Annotated in this window: 15 protein-coding genes; 5 read left to right on the forward strand and 10 right to left on the reverse strand. The window is 68.2% G+C overall.

All coding sequences use genetic code 11. From position 1 onward, the window contains the following. Nucleotides 1–53 precede the first annotated feature (53 nt). Genes ACSFBF_RS17700 through ACSFBF_RS17725 form a run of 6 tightly spaced genes read right to left on the reverse strand, consistent with a single transcriptional unit; the run spans nucleotide 54 to nucleotide 6,547 of the window. Entirely contained in the window at nucleotides 54–1,784 is a 1,731-nt protein-coding gene (locus ACSFBF_RS17700) for an acetyl/propionyl/methylcrotonyl-CoA carboxylase subunit alpha (RefSeq protein WP_435469157.1), read from the reverse strand. Between the two features lie 10 nt (nucleotides 1,785–1,794). Then, a complete protein-coding gene (locus ACSFBF_RS17705) occupies nucleotides 1,795–3,360 on the reverse strand; it encodes a 5-oxoprolinase subunit B/C family protein (protein WP_435470043.1) in 1,566 nt (521 codons plus the stop codon). A 2-nt stretch (nucleotides 3,361–3,362) separates the two neighbouring features. Continuing rightward, nucleotides 3,363–4,127 carry a LamB/YcsF family protein gene (locus ACSFBF_RS17710; RefSeq protein ID WP_435469159.1) on the reverse strand — a complete coding sequence of 255 codons (765 nt, stop codon included), beginning with the start codon at nucleotides 4,125–4,127 and terminating at the stop codon, nucleotides 3,363–3,365. A 17-nt stretch (nucleotides 4,128–4,144) separates the two neighbouring features. Next, a complete protein-coding gene (gene pcp / locus ACSFBF_RS17715; RefSeq protein ID WP_435469161.1) occupies nucleotides 4,145–4,828 on the reverse strand; it encodes a pyroglutamyl-peptidase I in 684 nt (227 codons plus the stop codon). 10 nt (nucleotides 4,829–4,838) lie between these two features. Next, the gene (locus ACSFBF_RS17720) at nucleotides 4,839–5,795 is read right to left on the reverse strand and encodes a DUF979 domain-containing protein (RefSeq protein WP_435469163.1); all 957 of its coding nucleotides are present in this window, start codon (nucleotides 5,793–5,795) and stop codon (nucleotides 4,839–4,841) included. Nucleotides 5,796–5,797: 2 nt separating this feature from the next. Next, nucleotides 5,798–6,547, reverse strand: coding sequence for a DUF969 domain-containing protein (locus ACSFBF_RS17725; RefSeq protein ID WP_435469165.1), 750 nt, complete (start codon nucleotides 6,545–6,547; stop codon nucleotides 5,798–5,800). Between the two features lie 267 nt (nucleotides 6,548–6,814). Here ACSFBF_RS17725 and ACSFBF_RS17730 point away from each other — a divergent pair, with 267 nt between their 5' ends. Beyond that, complete coding sequence (locus tag ACSFBF_RS17730) at nucleotides 6,815–7,519, forward strand: GntR family transcriptional regulator (RefSeq protein ID WP_435469167.1); 705 nt, start codon at nucleotides 6,815–6,817, stop codon at nucleotides 7,517–7,519. On the opposite strand, the gene ACSFBF_RS17735 is transcribed toward ACSFBF_RS17730, so the two are convergent. Then, entirely contained in the window at nucleotides 7,516–7,986 is a 471-nt protein-coding gene (locus ACSFBF_RS17735) for a GNAT family N-acetyltransferase (RefSeq protein WP_435469169.1), read from the reverse strand. The genes ACSFBF_RS17730 and ACSFBF_RS17735 overlap by 4 nt on opposite strands. A 74-nt stretch (nucleotides 7,987–8,060) precedes the next feature. On the opposite strand from ACSFBF_RS17735, the gene ACSFBF_RS17740 reads away from it, so the two are divergent. Next, nucleotides 8,061–8,693: a LysE family translocator gene (locus tag ACSFBF_RS17740; protein WP_435469171.1), complete on the forward strand. Its 633-nt coding sequence runs from the start codon at nucleotides 8,061–8,063 to the stop codon at nucleotides 8,691–8,693. Between the two features lie 6 nt (nucleotides 8,694–8,699). On the opposite strand, the gene recG is transcribed toward ACSFBF_RS17740, so the two are convergent. Continuing rightward, complete coding sequence (gene recG / locus ACSFBF_RS17745) at nucleotides 8,700–10,835, reverse strand: ATP-dependent DNA helicase RecG (RefSeq protein WP_435469173.1); 2,136 nt, start codon at nucleotides 10,833–10,835, stop codon at nucleotides 8,700–8,702. Between the two features lie 87 nt (nucleotides 10,836–10,922). Here recG and queA point away from each other — a divergent pair, with 87 nt between their 5' ends. Next, nucleotides 10,923–11,966, forward strand: coding sequence for a tRNA preQ1(34) S-adenosylmethionine ribosyltransferase-isomerase QueA (queA, locus tag ACSFBF_RS17750; protein ID WP_435469175.1), 1,044 nt, complete (start codon nucleotides 10,923–10,925; stop codon nucleotides 11,964–11,966). A gap of 8 nt (nucleotides 11,967–11,974) precedes the next feature. After that, nucleotides 11,975–13,147 carry a tRNA guanosine(34) transglycosylase Tgt gene (gene tgt, locus ACSFBF_RS17755; protein ID WP_435469177.1) on the forward strand — a complete coding sequence of 391 codons (1,173 nt, stop codon included), beginning with the start codon at nucleotides 11,975–11,977 and terminating at the stop codon, nucleotides 13,145–13,147. A gap of 19 nt (nucleotides 13,148–13,166) precedes the next feature. Here the strand turns inward: tgt and ACSFBF_RS17760 are convergent, their stop codons facing one another. Beyond that, nucleotides 13,167–13,535 carry a hypothetical protein gene (locus tag ACSFBF_RS17760; protein ID WP_256329066.1) on the reverse strand — a complete coding sequence of 123 codons (369 nt, stop codon included), beginning with the start codon at nucleotides 13,533–13,535 and terminating at the stop codon, nucleotides 13,167–13,169. Between the two features lie 136 nt (nucleotides 13,536–13,671). Here ACSFBF_RS17760 and ACSFBF_RS17765 point away from each other — a divergent pair, with 136 nt between their 5' ends. Beyond that, nucleotides 13,672–14,454, forward strand: coding sequence for an SDR family NAD(P)-dependent oxidoreductase (locus ACSFBF_RS17765; protein WP_435469179.1), 783 nt, complete (start codon nucleotides 13,672–13,674; stop codon nucleotides 14,452–14,454). Between the two features lie 69 nt (nucleotides 14,455–14,523). On the opposite strand, the gene ACSFBF_RS17770 is transcribed toward ACSFBF_RS17765, so the two are convergent. Next, on the reverse strand, nucleotides 14,524–14,904 hold the full coding sequence (locus ACSFBF_RS17770) for a DUF3597 domain-containing protein (RefSeq protein WP_093055446.1): 381 nt from the start codon (nucleotides 14,902–14,904) through the stop codon (nucleotides 14,524–14,526). Nucleotides 14,905–14,921 lie beyond the last annotated feature (17 nt).

Here is a 14,921-nt window from a genome sequence, read left to right on the forward strand (position 1 = left end):
TCTTCAGCAGGCTGTAGGGTCATCCCTTGAGGGTCTTCCCTTGGTTTGTGGCATCAGCCGATGGTCGCGATGGTGGCGCCGGCCGCCACGTAGCCCCCCGCGGCAACCGAGAAGGCGATGCGCCCCGCCCGATGCGCGAGCACCTGCATTTCCATCTTCATCGCCTCCATCACGGCGATGACGCTGCCCGCCGCGACCTCGTCGCCGTCGGCGACCTTCCAGCCCTGCACCGTGCCGGACACAGGCGCGGCCACGGCGGCGGCATCCGCCACTGCTGCTTCTGCCGGCGCGGCGCCCACGCCACCAGCGGCCGCCGAAGACAGCCCGCTCAACAGCACGGCCGGCAGGCCCAGCGACATCCGCCGCCCATCCACTTCGATCGACGTGCGCAGCAGGGCCGCGTCGGGAAACGGGTCCGGACGCATCGCCGCGGCCTCGCCGTTCGCAAAGTCGGTCTCGATCCAGCGCGTGTGCACCTTGAATGCATCGCCGGACACGAAGTCCGGGTGCGCCATCACGGCGCGGTGGAACGGCAGCACCGTAGGCAGGCCCTCGATGCGGAATTCCTTCAGCGCGCGGCGCGCCCGCGCGATGGCCTGCTCGCGCGTAGCGCCGGTGACGATGAGCTTCGCCATCAGCGAATCGAAGGTGCCCGGCACCTGCGAGCCGGCGTCCACACCAGCGTCGACGCGCACGCCGGGGCCCGAGGGCGCGTCGAACACCTTGACCGGCCCGGGCGAAGGCAGAAAGCCGCGGCCCACGTCCTCGGCATTGATGCGGAACTCGAAGGCATGGCCGCGCGGCGCCGGCGTCTGCCTGATCGACAGCGGCAGCCCTTCGGCAATGCGCAGTTGCTCGATGACGAGGTCGATGCCCGTGGTTTCCTCGGTCACCGGGTGCTCCACCTGCAGCCGCGTGTTCACTTCGAGAAAAGAGATCGCACCGCTCGCGCTCAGCATGAACTCGACCGTCCCGGCGCCCGTGTAGCCGGCTTCGGCGCAGATGTCGCGCGCCGACTGGTGAATGCGTTCGCGCTGCGCATCGCTCAAAAAGGGTGCGGGCGCCTCTTCCACCAGCTTCTGGTTGCGCCGCTGCAGCGAGCAGTCGCGCGTGCCGAGCACCACCACGTTGCCGTGCGTGTCGGCCAGCACCTGCGCCTCGACATGGCGCGGGCGGTCGAGGAACTGCTCTACATAGCACTCGCCGCGGCCGAAGGCCGTTACCGCTTCGCGCACGGCCGATTCGTAGAGGCCTTCGACCTCGTCGAGCCGCCATGCCACCTTGATGCCTCGGCCACCGCCGCCGAACGCGGCCTTGATCGCGACCGGCAGGCCGTGCTTCTCGGCGAAGGCAAGCACTTCGCCGGCGTTCTTCACCGGATCGGCCGTGCCCGCGACCAGCGGCGCGCCGACTTTCATCGCGAGCTTGCGGGCCTGCACCTTGTCGCCCAGCATCGCGATCGCGGCCGGCGACGGGCCGACCCACGTGAGGCCGGCGTCGATGACGGCCTGTGCGAACGGCGCGCTCTCCGAGAGAAAACCGTAGCCCGGGTGCACCGCGTCGGCACCGCAGCGCGCGGCCACCGCGAGCAGCTTGGCGATGTTCAGGTAGGTGTCGGCGGGCTTGTTGCCATCGAGCCCGTAGGCCTCGTCGGCCATGCGAACGTGCAGCGCATTCAGGTCTGCATCGGCATACACCGCGACCGATTGCACGCCGTGGTCGGCACAGGCGCGTGCGATGCGCACGGCGATTTCGCCGCGGTTGGCGATCAGGAGTTTTTTCATCGGGAGGCTTTCACTGGGCCATGGGCTTGAAGCGGACGCGCGCATTCACGGGGATCTGCCCCGCGCGGTCCAGGTGGTGTGTGGCGACGGAGGCGATCACCGGATAGCCGCCGGTCAGCGGATGGTCGGCCAGGAACAGCACGGGCTGGCCGCTGGGCGGCACCTGGATCGAGCCGTGCGCCGTGCCCTCGCTGGGCAGCTCGGCGTGATTGACGCGCGCCAGCGGCACTTCGCCGGCGAGCCGGATGCCGACGCGGTTCGATTGCGGCGTGACGGTCCAAGGCTGGCTGCACAGCAGCTCGACCGCATCGGGCGTGAACCAGTCGGTGCGCGGGCCGAGCACGATGTCGAGCACGACTTCTTCCTGCACTGTGGGCAGGTCTGTCGGTGGCATTTCCGGCTCGCCGACTAGGGCGCCGCCAGGCACCGCGCGCACGGGCAGCACGTCGCCCGTGGCGATGGCTGGCGGGCCGATGCGGGCCAGCGTGTCGGTCGAGAGACTGCCGAGCACGGGCGCGATGTCGAAGCCGCCACGCACGGCGATATAGCTGCGGATGCCGGCCTGCGGCTCGCCCAGTGCGAGCACGTCGCCATCGGCCAGTGCGATCGGCTGGTAGCGCGGCAGCGGCCACTTCGCACCATCGGCGCGGGTCAGCGTGACGGGGCCGTCAGCGCCGGTGATGGCGACCACCGTGTCGCCACGGCACACGAGTTGAAAGCCACCATAGGCAATCTCCACGCAGGCCGTGTCCGATGCGTTGCCGACTAGCCGGTTGGCCGCCTGCAGCGATCGCTGGTCCATCGCACCGGAGGCCGACACACCCTGCCCGGCCTGGCCATGCCGGCCGCCGTCTTGCAGCAGTGCCTGCAGGCCCGCCGCGCGAATCTCGAAGGCGCAGCCGCCTTCCACAGCAGCGGCTTGAGAAGGCGCGGACGCCACGGCCACAGGCACTGCCTGCGGCAATCCGGTGACATCCACGAAGCGCACCGTGTCGCCGGGCTGCAGCAACGCCGGCGTCTCGCGCGCCAGATCCCACATCGGCGCATCGGTGATGCCGATGATCTGCCAGCCACCGGGGCTGGCCTGCGGGTAGACGCCGCTGAAGCTGCCCGCAAGGCCGACCGCGCCCGCCGGAATGCGCGTGCGCGGCACCTTGCGGCGCGGCACGTTCAGGCTCGGATGCCCGCCCGAGAGATAGGCGAAGCCCGGCGCGAAACCGGTGAAGGCGACGGTGTAGTCGCTGCCGGCGTGGCGGCGCACCACTTCTTTGGGCGTGATGCCCAGCAGGCCGGCCACTTCGGCCAGGTCTTCGCCGTCGTAACGCACAGGGATCTCGATGCGCTTGTCGATGCGCGTCTCGCGCGCGTCGAGGCTGCGCCGACCGACCTGCCGCACGAGTTCATCGGCCGCGATCGCGGCTGGGCGGAAAGTGACGAGCAATGTGCGCGCGGCGGGCACCAGCTCTTCGATGCCCGCGATGGGTTCAGCGCGCAGCGAAGCCAGCAGCGCAAGGGTCTGCGGAAGGTCGTCGAGCTCGACCAGCACCGCATTCAGGTTGACCGGCAGGAAGCGCATCGTCATGCAGCGTCCACGAAGGAGCGGATCGTCACGCCCGACTGCTCCAGCCGCGCGCGCACCTGGCGCGCCATCTCGACCGCGCCCGGGCTGTCGCCGTGCACACAGACCGACTCGGCCTCGATGTGCACCGTACTGCCGTCGATGGCCGTGACCACGCCATCGGTGGCCAGTCGCAGCATGCGCTCGGCCACTTCGTCGGCGTCGTGCAGCACCGCGCCGGGTTCGCGGCGCGACACCAGCGTGCCTTGCGGCGTGTAGGCGCGGTCGGCAAAGGCTTCGGCCACGGCGCGCAGGCCTTCGCCGCGCGCCCAGCCCAGCAGCGGCGAGCCCGCCAGCGCCACCAGGCACAGGCCGGGGTCGATCTCACGGATGGCGGCGATCACGTCGCGCGCCTGGCGCTCGTCGTGGGCGATGGTGTTGTAGAGCGCGCCATGCGGCTTCACGTAGCGCACCGTGGTGCCGGCAGCGGCAGCAAGGCCTTTCAGCGCACCGATCTGGTAGATCACGTCGGCGCGCAGGTCGGCGCTTTCCACATCCATGTTGCGGCGCCCGAAGCCCACGAGGTCGCGATAGGACACATGGGCGCCGATGGCGACACCCCGCCCCTTCGCCTGGCGCAGCGTGCGCAGGATGCCGGCGGGGTCGCCCGCATGGAAGCCGCAGGCCACGTTGGCGCTGCTCACGAGAGAAAGCATGGCGGCGTCGTCGCCCATGCGCCATACGCCCAGGCTCTCGCCGAGGTCGCTGTTCAAGTCGATGTTCATCGTTGGTCTCAGGGTCATCAATGCAGGCGGCCGGCGGTCTCGCGCACGTCGTCACGCACGGTGAGTGCGGTGCGTATCGCCACGCGGAAGGCTTCGACCTGCGTGGCCAGCGCCATGCTGGCAACGCCCGGCTTCGAGGCGGCCTGCTCGGGCAGGTAGGGCACGTGGACGAAGCCGCCGCGCGTGTGCGCGAGCGCCGGGCTCGTCGCGATGCGGTGCATCAGCGCATAGAAGATGTGGTTGCACACGAAAGTGCCGGCGCTGTTCGACACCGCCGCAGGCAGCCCCGCCGCGCGCATGTCGCGCACCATGGCCTTGATGGGCAGCGTCGAGAAGTAAGCGGCCGGGCCACCGGCAACCACCTCGGTGTCGATGGGCTGGTAGCCCGCGTTGTCGGGAATGCGCGCGTCGTCGACGTTCAGCGCGGCGCGCTCCAGCGAGATCTCGGTGCGCCCGCCCGCCGCGCCGATGCACAGCACCAGCCGAGGAGGCGGCCCCACCAGCGCTTCGTCGAGCGTGTCGATGGCGCGGCCGAACACGCAGGGCAGCTGCAACGCCTGCACCACGGCGCCTTCGCAGGCCCAGCCGTCGAGCGCTCGCGCGATTTCCCACGCGGGGTTGACGGGATCGTTCTCGAAAGGCTCGAAGCCCGCGAGCAGCACGCGGGGCGCCGCGCCATCGGTGGTCTTCGTCTTCGTCATGCTCGGCGCCTCAGCGGAACATCAGGAAGTACATCAGGAAGATGTTGACCACCAGCAGCGCGGCCGCGGTCGGTATCTGCACGCGGATCACGGCGTTCTTGTCGGGCAGCTCCAGCAGCGCCGCCGGCACGATGTTGAAGTTGGCCGCCATCGGCGTCATCAGCGTCCCGCAGTAGCCCGAGAACATGCCGATGGCCGCCATCACCGCCGGGTCGCCGTGGTACACGCCCACCAGCACCGGCACGCCGACGCCGCCCGTCATCACCGGGAAGGCCGCGAAGCCGTTGCCCATGATGATGGTGAAGAGCGCCATGCCCAGCACGTATACCGCGACAGCGACGAAGCGGATGTCCATGTTGATGTAGCTCGTGGTGATGTACGCCACGGCCTTGCCCACGCCCGCGTCGGAGAACACCAGGCCCAGCATGCCCAGCATCTGCGGCAGCACCACGGCCCAGCCCAGCGCGTCGGTCAGGCGGCGCGACTCGCGCATGCCCTGCACCGGCGTCTCGCGCGTCAGCCAGCAGGCCAGCGCCAGCGCCACCACGCAGCCCACGCCCAAGCTCACCAGCGTGGTGTTCTTGGGGTCGAGCAGGAAGGCGTCGCCGATCTTCACCTTGCTCATCAGCACGGTGCCGATGACGGTGACCAGCGGGATCGCCAGCGCCGGCATGAAGAGCTTGTTGCCCAGGCGCTTGGCGCTGGCTTCGTATTCGGTGGGCGTGGGCTCCTTGTGCTTGCCCGCGCCAACGCCGCGCAGGCCGGCGATGACGGCCATGGCGATGGCGCCCACGCCGACCCAGGCTGGCGGCAGCTTGTCGCCGACCAGGAAGACCAGCGAATAGAGCCCCCAGAACAGCGCGCTGGTGTAGCGCTTGGGGTGCTGGCGGTCGGCCAGCGTCATGACCGCCGTGATCGCGAGGACCAGGCCGACCAGGATGTACAGGTGCTGGATCGAGAGAATCATGATCAGCGGCCTTCCTGCGCAGCGGAAACGGACGGAACAGCGGCCGCATCGGGCGCCGGTGCGCCGCCCATTTCACGCGCGATCGACTGGTCGAGCCGGCGCAGGCGCCAGGCGTGGATGATGAAGGCGGCAATCGCCGTCGGGATGCCCCACAGCGCGATGTGCAGCGGCTCGACGTCGATGCCGGCTTCGTGCAGGAAGGTGCTCATCAGCACGATGGCGCCGAAGGCCACGAAGATGTCTTCGCCGAAGAACAGGCCCACGTTGTCGGTGGCCGCCGCATAGGCGCGCAGCTTGTGGCGGATGCGGTCGGGCAGCTTGCCGTAGCGGGTTTCGGTGGCGCCTTCGGCCATGGGCGCGAGCAGCGGGCGAACCATCTGCGGGTGGCCGCCCAGGCTGGTGAGGCCCACGGCCGCCGTGAGTTCGCGCGCCGCGAGGTAGACGATCAGCAGGCGCCCGGCGGTGGCCGACTTGATGCGGCTGATCCAGTTCTGCGCGTGCTGGCGCAGGCCGTGTCGCTCGAGCAGCCCGATCACCGCCAGCGGCAGAAGAATGATCAGCGGCAGGTTGCGGGTCTTGATGAACCCGGTGCCGATGGCCGTGAGGATCGCCATCGGTCCGAAGCCCGCGGCAACCGCCGTGGCGATGGCCGTGACGATCACCACCAGCATCGGATTGAAGCGAAGGATGAAGCCCGCAATGATCACGGCGACGCCGATCAGCGGCCACAGATGGGGGATGTCAGGAGTCATGTTGGTCTTTCGGTTCTGGATTCGGAGACACCTTGCGCGGGGGCGCTGGCAAGCCGCTTCATGCAAACTGCGTGCCAATGAATGAGCAATTCAAATCATCTGAATCACTCATTTCTCATAAATTGTTGAACAATTTGTGCGAGTGTGCCCAACAACAGTGCTTGATTGACCCCATGAAAACCCTGAGCGTGTCAACACTTGGTGCATCGGGCGGCGGGGAAAACCTGCTACAAACGCGCGGTCTCCCCGCTCCTTCCCCCTTTCGGCATGACTCCACTGGCCTCCCCGACTTCACCCGCCTCGCCAGCCGCCGGCGCGCAGACGCTCAACGACCGGGTGGCGGAGCTCATCCGCCAGAAGATCGTGAAGGGCGAGTTCTCGCCGGGGCAGCGGCTGTCGGAAGCCGCGCTGGCCGACAGCTTCGAGATTTCGCGCAACACCCTGCGCGAGGTGTTCCGCACGCTGACCAAGGAAGGGCTGCTCAAGCACGCGCCGAACCGCGGCGTGTTCGTGGCGGTGCCGAGCATCGCGTCGATCATCGACATCTACCGGGTGCGCCGCCTCATCGAATGCCAGGCGCTGGCGCAGGCCTACCCGCGCCACCCGGCCAAGAAGCACATGCGCGACGCGGTCGAGATGGCGCTGAAATGCCGCGACGCCGACGATTGGCTGGGCGTGGGCACGGCCAACATGGAGTTCCACATGGCCATCGTGGAGCTGGCCGACAGCGAGCGGCTGAACAACCTGTTCGCGCACATCCTCGTCGAGCTGCGGCTGGCCTTCGGCCTGCTCAAGGACCCGGAGTTCCTGCACGCACCCTACGTGGACATGAACACGAAGCTGCTCGAACTCATCGAGGCCGGCAAGTTCGCCGAGGGCTCGGTGGCGCTCAACGACTACCTCATCCACTCCGAGCGCATCGTGCTGGCGGTCTACGCCCGCCGGATGCCGGAAGGTGGCGTCGACAACTAGGTAGCCGTCAGTTCGAGCTTCATGCCCTCGTGCGTGGCCTCGAAGCCCAGTCGCTCGTAGAAGCGGTGCGCGTCAGTGCGGCGCTTGTCGGTGGTGAGTTGCACGAGGCGGCAGCCCGCGGCCCGGGCGGCGTCGATGGCGAAAGCGATCATGTGCTCGCCGATCTCCTGCCCACGGTGGGTGGACGCCACGCGCACGCCCTCGATCTGCGCCCGCAGCGCGCCCTGCCGGGCCAGCCCCGGAATGACGATGAGCTGCAGGCAGCCGACCACGCCCTCGGGCAGTTCGGCCACCAGCACGTCGTTGCCATCCTGCGCCTCGATCTGCCGCCAGGCCGTTTCGTAGAGGGCCGCATCGCCCGGGCGCTCACGCGCCGCGCCGAGCACGTCGTCAGCGAGCATGGCGACGATGGCGGGGAGATCAGCCAGCACGGCCTTGCGTATCTTCAGAGGGGAATTCGTTGTCATGGCGTTCGCTGCGGCTTTCTCGGGATGAGCTGAAATAATGGCAGCCCCTGCAACGCCCTGCCGACGGACCCGCCATGACCCTGTCTGCCTACCTGCTCTTCCTGCCGGCCTGCTTCGCCATCAACATGGCTTTCGGCCCCAACAACCTGCTGTCGGTGACCAACGGCGCGAGGCACGGCGTGTCGCCGGCGGTGATCGCGGCCAGCGGCCGGCTCGTGGCCTTCGCGATCATGATCGCCATCGCGGGGCTGGGCATGGGCGCGGTGCTGGTGGCGTCGGAGCTGGCCTTCGACGTCATCAAGTACATCGGCGCGGCGTATCTGGTGTGGATCGGCATCCGCCTGCTGCGCGCGCCGGCGCCAACGGCCGAGGTGCAGGCGCGCGACGCATCCGCGCCGCCATCCATGCGCGCGCTGGCACGGCAGGAGTTCACCGTGGCTGCCGGCAACCCGAAGGCCATCCTAGTGTTCACCGCCTTCTTTCCGCAGTTCGTGGTGCCCGGTGCCTACGCTTCCAGCTATGTGCTCCTGGGCCTGACCTTCCTGGTGTTCGAGCTGGTCGCGATCGCGCTCTACGCGATGCTCGGTGCGCGCATGCGCCAGCTGGCCGACGGCAGCCGCGCGATGCGCTGGTTCAACCGGGTGAGTGGCAGCATGATGATCGGCTTCGGGCTCATCCTGGCATTCACGCGCCGCCCTGCGGCCTGATCTTTCTCAGGCCTTCAGGTACTCGGCCTTGGTGCCGAGCCAGCGGTCGATGTGGCGCTGGGCCAAATCGGGGTGCTTCCGCAGCATGACCGGCGCGAGTTCACGGGCCCAGTCGAGCAGCAGCGTGTCGGTCGTGAGGTCGGCAAAACGCAGCAGCGGCGCGCCCGACTGCCGCGCGCCAAGGAATTCGCCGGGCCCGCGAATCTCCAGGTCGCGCCGTGCGATCTCGAAGCCGTCGCCGGTCTCGGCCATTGCCTTGAGCCGCGCGCGCGCCGCCTCGCCGACGCGGCCGCTGTCGCCCGGCGCATAGAGCAGCACGCAGGCCGAAGCCGCCGCGCCGCGCCCCACACGGCCGCGCAGCTGGTGCAGCTGCGAGAGGCCGAAGCGCTCGGCATGCTCGATCACCATCAGCGAAGCGTTCGGCACGTCGACGCCCACTTCGATCACCGTCGTGCTCACCAGTACCTGGATTTCATTGGCGGTGAATGCCGTCATCACCGCCTGCTTCTCGGCCGTGGGCATGCGCGAATGCAGCAGGCCGACCTGGATGGGCTCGCCCAGCGTCTCGGCCAGTTCGTCGCGCGTTTCGGTCGCGTTGCGCAAGTCGACCGCTTCGCTCTCCTCGATCAGCGGACACACCCAGTACACCTGCCGGCCCTGCGCGATCTGCGCGTGGATGCGGTCGATGACTTCGTCGCGCCGGTGGTCGGCCACCAGCTTGGTGACGATGGGCGTGCGGCCTGGCGGTAGTTCGTCGAGCGTCGATACGTCGAGGTCCGCGTAGTAGCTCATCGCAAGCGTGCGCGGGATGGGCGTGGCGCTCATCATCAGCAGATGCGGCTCCAGATGCCCACCGGCTTTGCCGCGTAGAGCCAGGCGCTGCGCCACGCCGAAGCGGTGCTGCTCGTCGATGATGGCCAGCGCGAGGTTCTTGAAGCGCACCTTCTCCGAGATGACCGCATGCGTGCCGATGACCAGTGCCGCCTCGCCGCTTTCGACGGCCGCAGACATCCCATCGCGCTCCTTCTTCTTCTGGCTGCCCGTGAGCCACGCCACGCGCAGGCCGCGCTCAGCCAGCAACGGATCGAGCCAGCCGACCAGCTTGCCGAAATGCTGGGCCGCGAGGATTTCGGTGGGCGCCATCAGCGCGCACTGAAAACCCGCGTCGATGCAGCGCGCCGCCGCGAGCGCCGCCACCACCGTCTTCCCTGAACCCACGTCTCCCTGCAGCAGCCGGTGCATCGGGATCTCACGGCCCAGGTCGCGCGTGATCTCTTCGCCGACGCGTTGCTGCGCACCGGTAAGGCCGAAGGGCAACACCGCGAGCAACTGCGCATGCAGCGAGCTTGCGACCGGCTCGGCAGGCGCGGGCAGCACCGGCGCGCGCTGTGCTGCGCGCTCCAGCCGGGCCTGCAGCTGCGACAGCTGCTGAGCGAGCAGTTCCTCGGCCTTGATGCGCTGCCAGGCCGGATGGCTGTGGTCTTCGAGCGTGGCCATCGCCACGTCGGGCGTCGGGTAGTGCAGAAAGCTCAGTGAGGCGCGCAGATCCCAGGCACCGCGCAGGCCGATCTGCACGGGGATGGTCTCGTCGAGCACCGCGCGCGCAAGGCCCGAACGCACCTCGCGCCGCAGCACCGGCTGCGCGAGCCCGGCCACTGTCGAATACACCGGCGTGAGCGCATTCGGCAACGCGGTGCCGGCCGCCTTCACGGTCGGATGCATGATCTGCCGCCCCACGAAACCGCCGCGCATCTCGCCCCGCACGCGCACCCGCGCGCCGACCGCAAGCTGCTTCTGCTGCGAGGGATAGAAATTGAAAAAGCGCAGCTGACAGGTGTCGCTGCCATCGTCGATGGTCGCCAACAACTGGCGGCGCGGGCGGTACACCACCTCGCATTCGGTGACGACGCCTTCGACCTGCGCCATGTCGCCGTCGCGCGTGTCGGCGATGCGCACGATGCGCGTCTCGTCCTCGTAGCGCATCGGCAGGTAGAGCGCGAAGTCGATGTCGCGCACGAGGCCGAGCTTGCGCAGCGCGCGCTGCACGAGGCTCAAACCAGAACCTGGTGCGGCCGGTACAGCCGGTGCCGCAGGGGCTTCTGCGGTCTTTTCGGGCGGTACGGGCTTGGACTTGGCGGGCATGGGACAATTCTGCCCGGCTCCCGCCGAGTTTTTCCCTTCCGTCTTTCCATGCCTCCTTGGCACGGGCCCGTCCGGCCCTCAAGCACCATGCGCGCCTTCACGCTCTCCGATTTCGATTTCGCATTGCCACCCGAACTGGTGGCGCAACACCCGGCCACCGAACGCACATCCTCCCGTCTGCTCGACGGCACAGGGCCCGCACCGGTCGACCGCATCTTCAAGCACCTGCCTTCGCTGCTGCGCGCGGGCGACCTGCTGGTCTTCAACGACACGCGCGTGGTCAAGGCACGCCTGTTTGGCGAGAAGCCGACCGGCGGCAAGCTCGAGCTGCTGGTCGAGCGCGTGCTGCAGGGCCACGAGGTTGTGGCGCACATGAAAGTCAGCAAGAAGCCGACCGTGGGCACCACGCTGCAGATGGTCGGCGGCTTTCGCGCAACGCTGCTCGGCCGCTGGCCCGACGAACAGGGCGCGCTATTCCGCTTCAGCTTCGAGAGCGACGCTGGCGAAGACCCGTACGCACTGATGGCCCGCTGCGGCCACGTGCCGCTGCCGCCCTACATCACGCACACCGATTCGGCCGACGACGAAAGCCGCTACCAGACCGTGTTCGCGCGTGTGCCCGGCGCGGTGGCCGCCCCCACGGCCGCGCTGCATTTCGACGAAGGCCTGCTGGCCGAGCTCGAAGCGCGCGGCGTGCAGCGCGCCAACGTCACGCTGCACGTGGGCGCCGGCACCTTCCAGCCGGTAAAGACCGAGAACATCGCCGAACACACGATGCATGCCGAACGCTACGAAGTGCCCGAAGCCACGCAGCGCGCCATTGCCGAATGCAAGGCTCGGGGCGGACGCATCGTCGCGGTCGGCACGACCACCGTGCGCACGCTCGAATCGTGGGCCAAGAGCGGCGAGGCCACGGGCGACACACGCATCTTCATCACGCCGGGCTTCGCCTTCGAACACGTCGACCTGCTGGTGACGAACTTTCATTTGCCCAAGAGCACGCTGATGATGCTGGTCTCGGCCTTCGCGGGCTATGAGCGCGTGATGGCGCTGTATGCCCACGCCATTGCCCAGGGCTACCGCTTCTTCAGCTATGGCGACGCCATGCTGCTGGCACGACAACAAGATTGAAGACGACCATGCTGAACTTCGAACTCCTCAAGACCGACCCCGACAGCCACGCGCGCCGCGCCACGCTCACGCTCAACCACGGCAAGGTGCAGACGCCGATCTTCATGCCCGTGGGCACCTACGGCACCGTCAAGGGCGTGATGCCGCGCAGCCTCGAAGAAATGGGCGCGCAGATCATCCTGGGCAACACCTTCCACCTGTGGATGCGCCCCGGCCTCGACGTGATGGCCAGCTTCGGCGGGCTGCACCAGTTCGAGAAATGGAACAAGCCCATCCTCACCGACTCGGGCGGCTTCCAGGTGTGGTCGCTGGGCGCGATGCGCAAGATCAGCGAAGAGGGCGTGAAGTTCGCCTCGCCCGTCAACGGCGACAAGCTGTTCCTCACGCCCGAGGTCTCGATGCAGATCCAGACCATCCTCAACAGCGACATCGTGATGCAGTTCGACGAATGCACGCCCTACGACACCAAGGGCCACATCACGACCGAGGCCGAGGCGCGCATCTCGATGGAGCTGAGCCTGCGCTGGGCCAAGCGCTGCCAGAGCGAGTTCGCGCGGCTCGAGAACCCGAACGCCCTCTTCGGCATCGTGCAGGGCGGCATGTTCGAGAACCTGCGCGAAGAGTCGCTGGCGGCGCTGGTCGACATGGACTTTCCGGGCTATGCCATCGGCGGCGTGAGCGTGGGCGAGCCCAAGGAAGAGATGCTGCACATCATGAGCCACACGCCGCACAGGCTGCCCGCGAACAAGCCGCGCTACCTGATGGGCGTGGGCACGCCGGAAGACCTGGTGCAGGGCGTGGCCGACGGCGTCGACATGTTCGACTGCGTGATGCCCACGCGCAATGCGCGCAACGGCACCCTCTTCACGCGCTTCGGCGACCTGAAGATGCGCAACGCGCGCCATAAGAGCGACCCGCAACCCATCGACCCGAGCTGCACCTGCCATGCGTGCGCAGGTACCTCGGGCGTGGCGTGGAACGACGGCGGGCGCGACGGCTTCAGCCGCGCCTACCTGCATCACCTGGACCGCTGCGGCGAAATGCTGGGGCCGATGCTCACGACCATCCACAACCTGCACTACTACCTGAACCTGATGAACGAGATCCGCGAGGCGCTGGACGCGGGCACGTTCACGGAGTTTCGCGCGCGCTTCAAGTCGGAGCGCGCACGCGGCGTCTGACGCCCGGGGCTGCCGGCCGCTACTTCAAGGGTTGAATTGGCAGCGGCGTGGCATAGGGCTCGATGCGCAACAGCTCGTTCTTGAAGACGACGATCTGCTTGAGCGGCGCCTGCACCAGCGCACCGCTCGCGTCCTTGTGCGAGGCGTACTGCCAGAGCGTGAGCTGGCCCTTCGCCGCGAGCTGCGCGGCCAGCCGCTCGACGGCGGGGTTGGAACCCGCGCCGAGCTGCGCCGCATCGACACCCACCACAACCTCGTCGCGCGGCGAGACCACCTTGAAGAGCTGCACGGGCGCTGCCGGCGCCTGGGCGCGAACGGAGCGCACTGCCAGGGCAGCGGGGAGAAGCGAAAGCGCAAGGAGGGCGCGGCGGGGAAAGGTCTTCGTCATGAAAGCAAGCGTAGTCACGCAGGCCCGTGCTGCCCATTCGCCGTAAGCCATACGCCGGCCGGCGGCCCCGCGCCCGGCAGGGGCACGTGCATCCGGTACGCTTGCCATCCGCTTCCACTGCCGTTGCCGCATTCACATGACCGACGCATCACCACTTTCGCACTACACCGCTCGTTATCCCTCGCTGGCCGGGCGCACCGTGTTCATCTCCGGCGGTGCCAGCGGCATCGGCGAATCGCTGGTGCGGGCCTTTCATGCGCAGGGCGCGAAGGTCGGCTTCTGCGACCTCGATGCGGCTGCTGGCAACACGCTTGCGGCGCAGCTGCAAGGCGAGCATCCGGCACTGTTCGTGCCGTGCGACGTGACCGATACGGCCGCGCTCGGCGCCGCCATCGACGCCGTGCGCCAGCGCTTCGGGCCAATCGCCGTGCTGCTGAACAACGCGGCCAACGACCGTCGCCACGAGATGGCCGACGTGACCAGCGAAGACTTCGACCGCCTCGTGGCCGTCAACTTCAAGCACCAGTTCTTCGCCGCGCAGGCGGTGGCGGACGACATGCGCGCGCTGGGCGGCGGCTCGATCGTCAACTTCGGCTCGATCAGCTGGATGATCAAGGGCAAGGGCTACCCGGTGTACCAGGCCTGCAAGGCGGCGGCGCGCGGCCTCACGCGCTCGCTGGCGCGCGACCTGGGCAAGCAGAACATCCGCGTGAATTCGATCGTGCCGGGCTGGGTGATGACTGAGCGGCAGATCAAGCTGTGGGTCAAGCCCGAATCGGGCGCGGAGATCGATGCAGCGCAATGCCTGCCGGGCCGCGTGATGGCTGAAGACATTGCGGCGATGGCGCTGTTCCTGGCGGCGGACGACTCGCGCATGTGCACCGCGCAGGACTATGTGGTGGACGCCGGCTGGACCTGAAGCCTTTCGCCTTCTTCACCAAGCAAAAAGCCCGGCATGCCGGGCTTTTTTGTCTCTGCTGCGAGCGGATCAGTCGCGCAGTTCGGCAGGGACCTTGCCACCATTGGCGGCCAGCTTGGTCATCACCTGGCGATGCAGCCAGATGTTCATCTTGGCGCTGTCGCTGGTGTCCGAGCCGTAGCTCAGTTCGGCGGCCAGTTGCTTGCGTGCGTCGAGGCTGCTGTCCAGGCCCAGGAGCTTCATCAGGTCGACGATGGAGGTGCGCCAGTTCAGGCTGCTCGCGCCGGGCATGCCGTCGAGCAGGGCCTCGACGTCCACCACGGTGATGGCGGGCGGCGGCGCCGCTGCGGCGGGGGCGCCTGCGGGTGCGTCAGGGGCCGGCGCAGCAGGTGCGGGCGCGGCGTTTGCGGACGGGAAAATCTTGGAAAGGATGCTGCCGAAAATGCTCATGCTTGTGCTCCGTCGAA

The sequence above is a fragment of the Variovorax nivicola genome (assembly GCF_051216475.1).
GTDB lineage: Bacteria > Pseudomonadota > Gammaproteobacteria > Burkholderiales > Burkholderiaceae_C > Variovorax.

Excerpts from the sequence above, each read along its gene's own strand:
- ACSFBF_RS17760 (WP_256329066.1), bottom strand. The coding sequence starts at position 13,535 with ATGACGAAGACCTTTCCCCGCCGCGCCCTCCTTGCGCTTTCGCTTCTC.
- ACSFBF_RS17735 (WP_435469169.1), bottom strand. The coding sequence starts at position 7,986 with ATGACAACGAATTCCCCTCTGAAGATACGCAAGGCCGTGCTGGCTGAT.
- ACSFBF_RS17765 (WP_435469179.1), top strand. The coding sequence starts at position 13,672 with ATGACCGACGCATCACCACTTTCGCACTACACCGCTCGTTATCCCTCG.
- ACSFBF_RS17730 (WP_435469167.1), top strand. The coding sequence starts at position 6,815 with ATGACTCCACTGGCCTCCCCGACTTCACCCGCCTCGCCAGCCGCCGGC.
- ACSFBF_RS17710 (WP_435469159.1), bottom strand. The coding sequence starts at position 4,127 with ATGAACATCGACTTGAACAGCGACCTCGGCGAGAGCCTGGGCGTATGG.
- ACSFBF_RS17740 (WP_435469171.1), top strand. The coding sequence starts at position 8,061 with ATGACCCTGTCTGCCTACCTGCTCTTCCTGCCGGCCTGCTTCGCCATC.
- ACSFBF_RS17770 (WP_093055446.1), bottom strand. The coding sequence starts at position 14,904 with ATGAGCATTTTCGGCAGCATCCTTTCCAAGATTTTCCCGTCCGCAAAC.
- queA (WP_435469175.1), top strand. The coding sequence starts at position 10,923 with ATGCGCGCCTTCACGCTCTCCGATTTCGATTTCGCATTGCCACCCGAA.
- ACSFBF_RS17720 (WP_435469163.1), bottom strand. The coding sequence starts at position 5,795 with ATGATTCTCTCGATCCAGCACCTGTACATCCTGGTCGGCCTGGTCCTC.
- tgt (WP_435469177.1), top strand. The coding sequence starts at position 11,975 with ATGCTGAACTTCGAACTCCTCAAGACCGACCCCGACAGCCACGCGCGC.
- ACSFBF_RS17725 (WP_435469165.1), bottom strand. The coding sequence starts at position 6,547 with ATGACTCCTGACATCCCCCATCTGTGGCCGCTGATCGGCGTCGCCGTG.
- ACSFBF_RS17705 (WP_435470043.1), bottom strand. The coding sequence starts at position 3,360 with ATGCGCTTCCTGCCGGTCAACCTGAATGCGGTGCTGGTCGAGCTCGAC.
- ACSFBF_RS17700 (WP_435469157.1), bottom strand. The coding sequence starts at position 1,784 with ATGAAAAAACTCCTGATCGCCAACCGCGGCGAAATCGCCGTGCGCATC.
- recG (WP_435469173.1), bottom strand. The coding sequence starts at position 10,835 with ATGCCCGCCAAGTCCAAGCCCGTACCGCCCGAAAAGACCGCAGAAGCC.
- pcp (WP_435469161.1), bottom strand. The coding sequence starts at position 4,828 with ATGACGAAGACGAAGACCACCGATGGCGCGGCGCCCCGCGTGCTGCTC.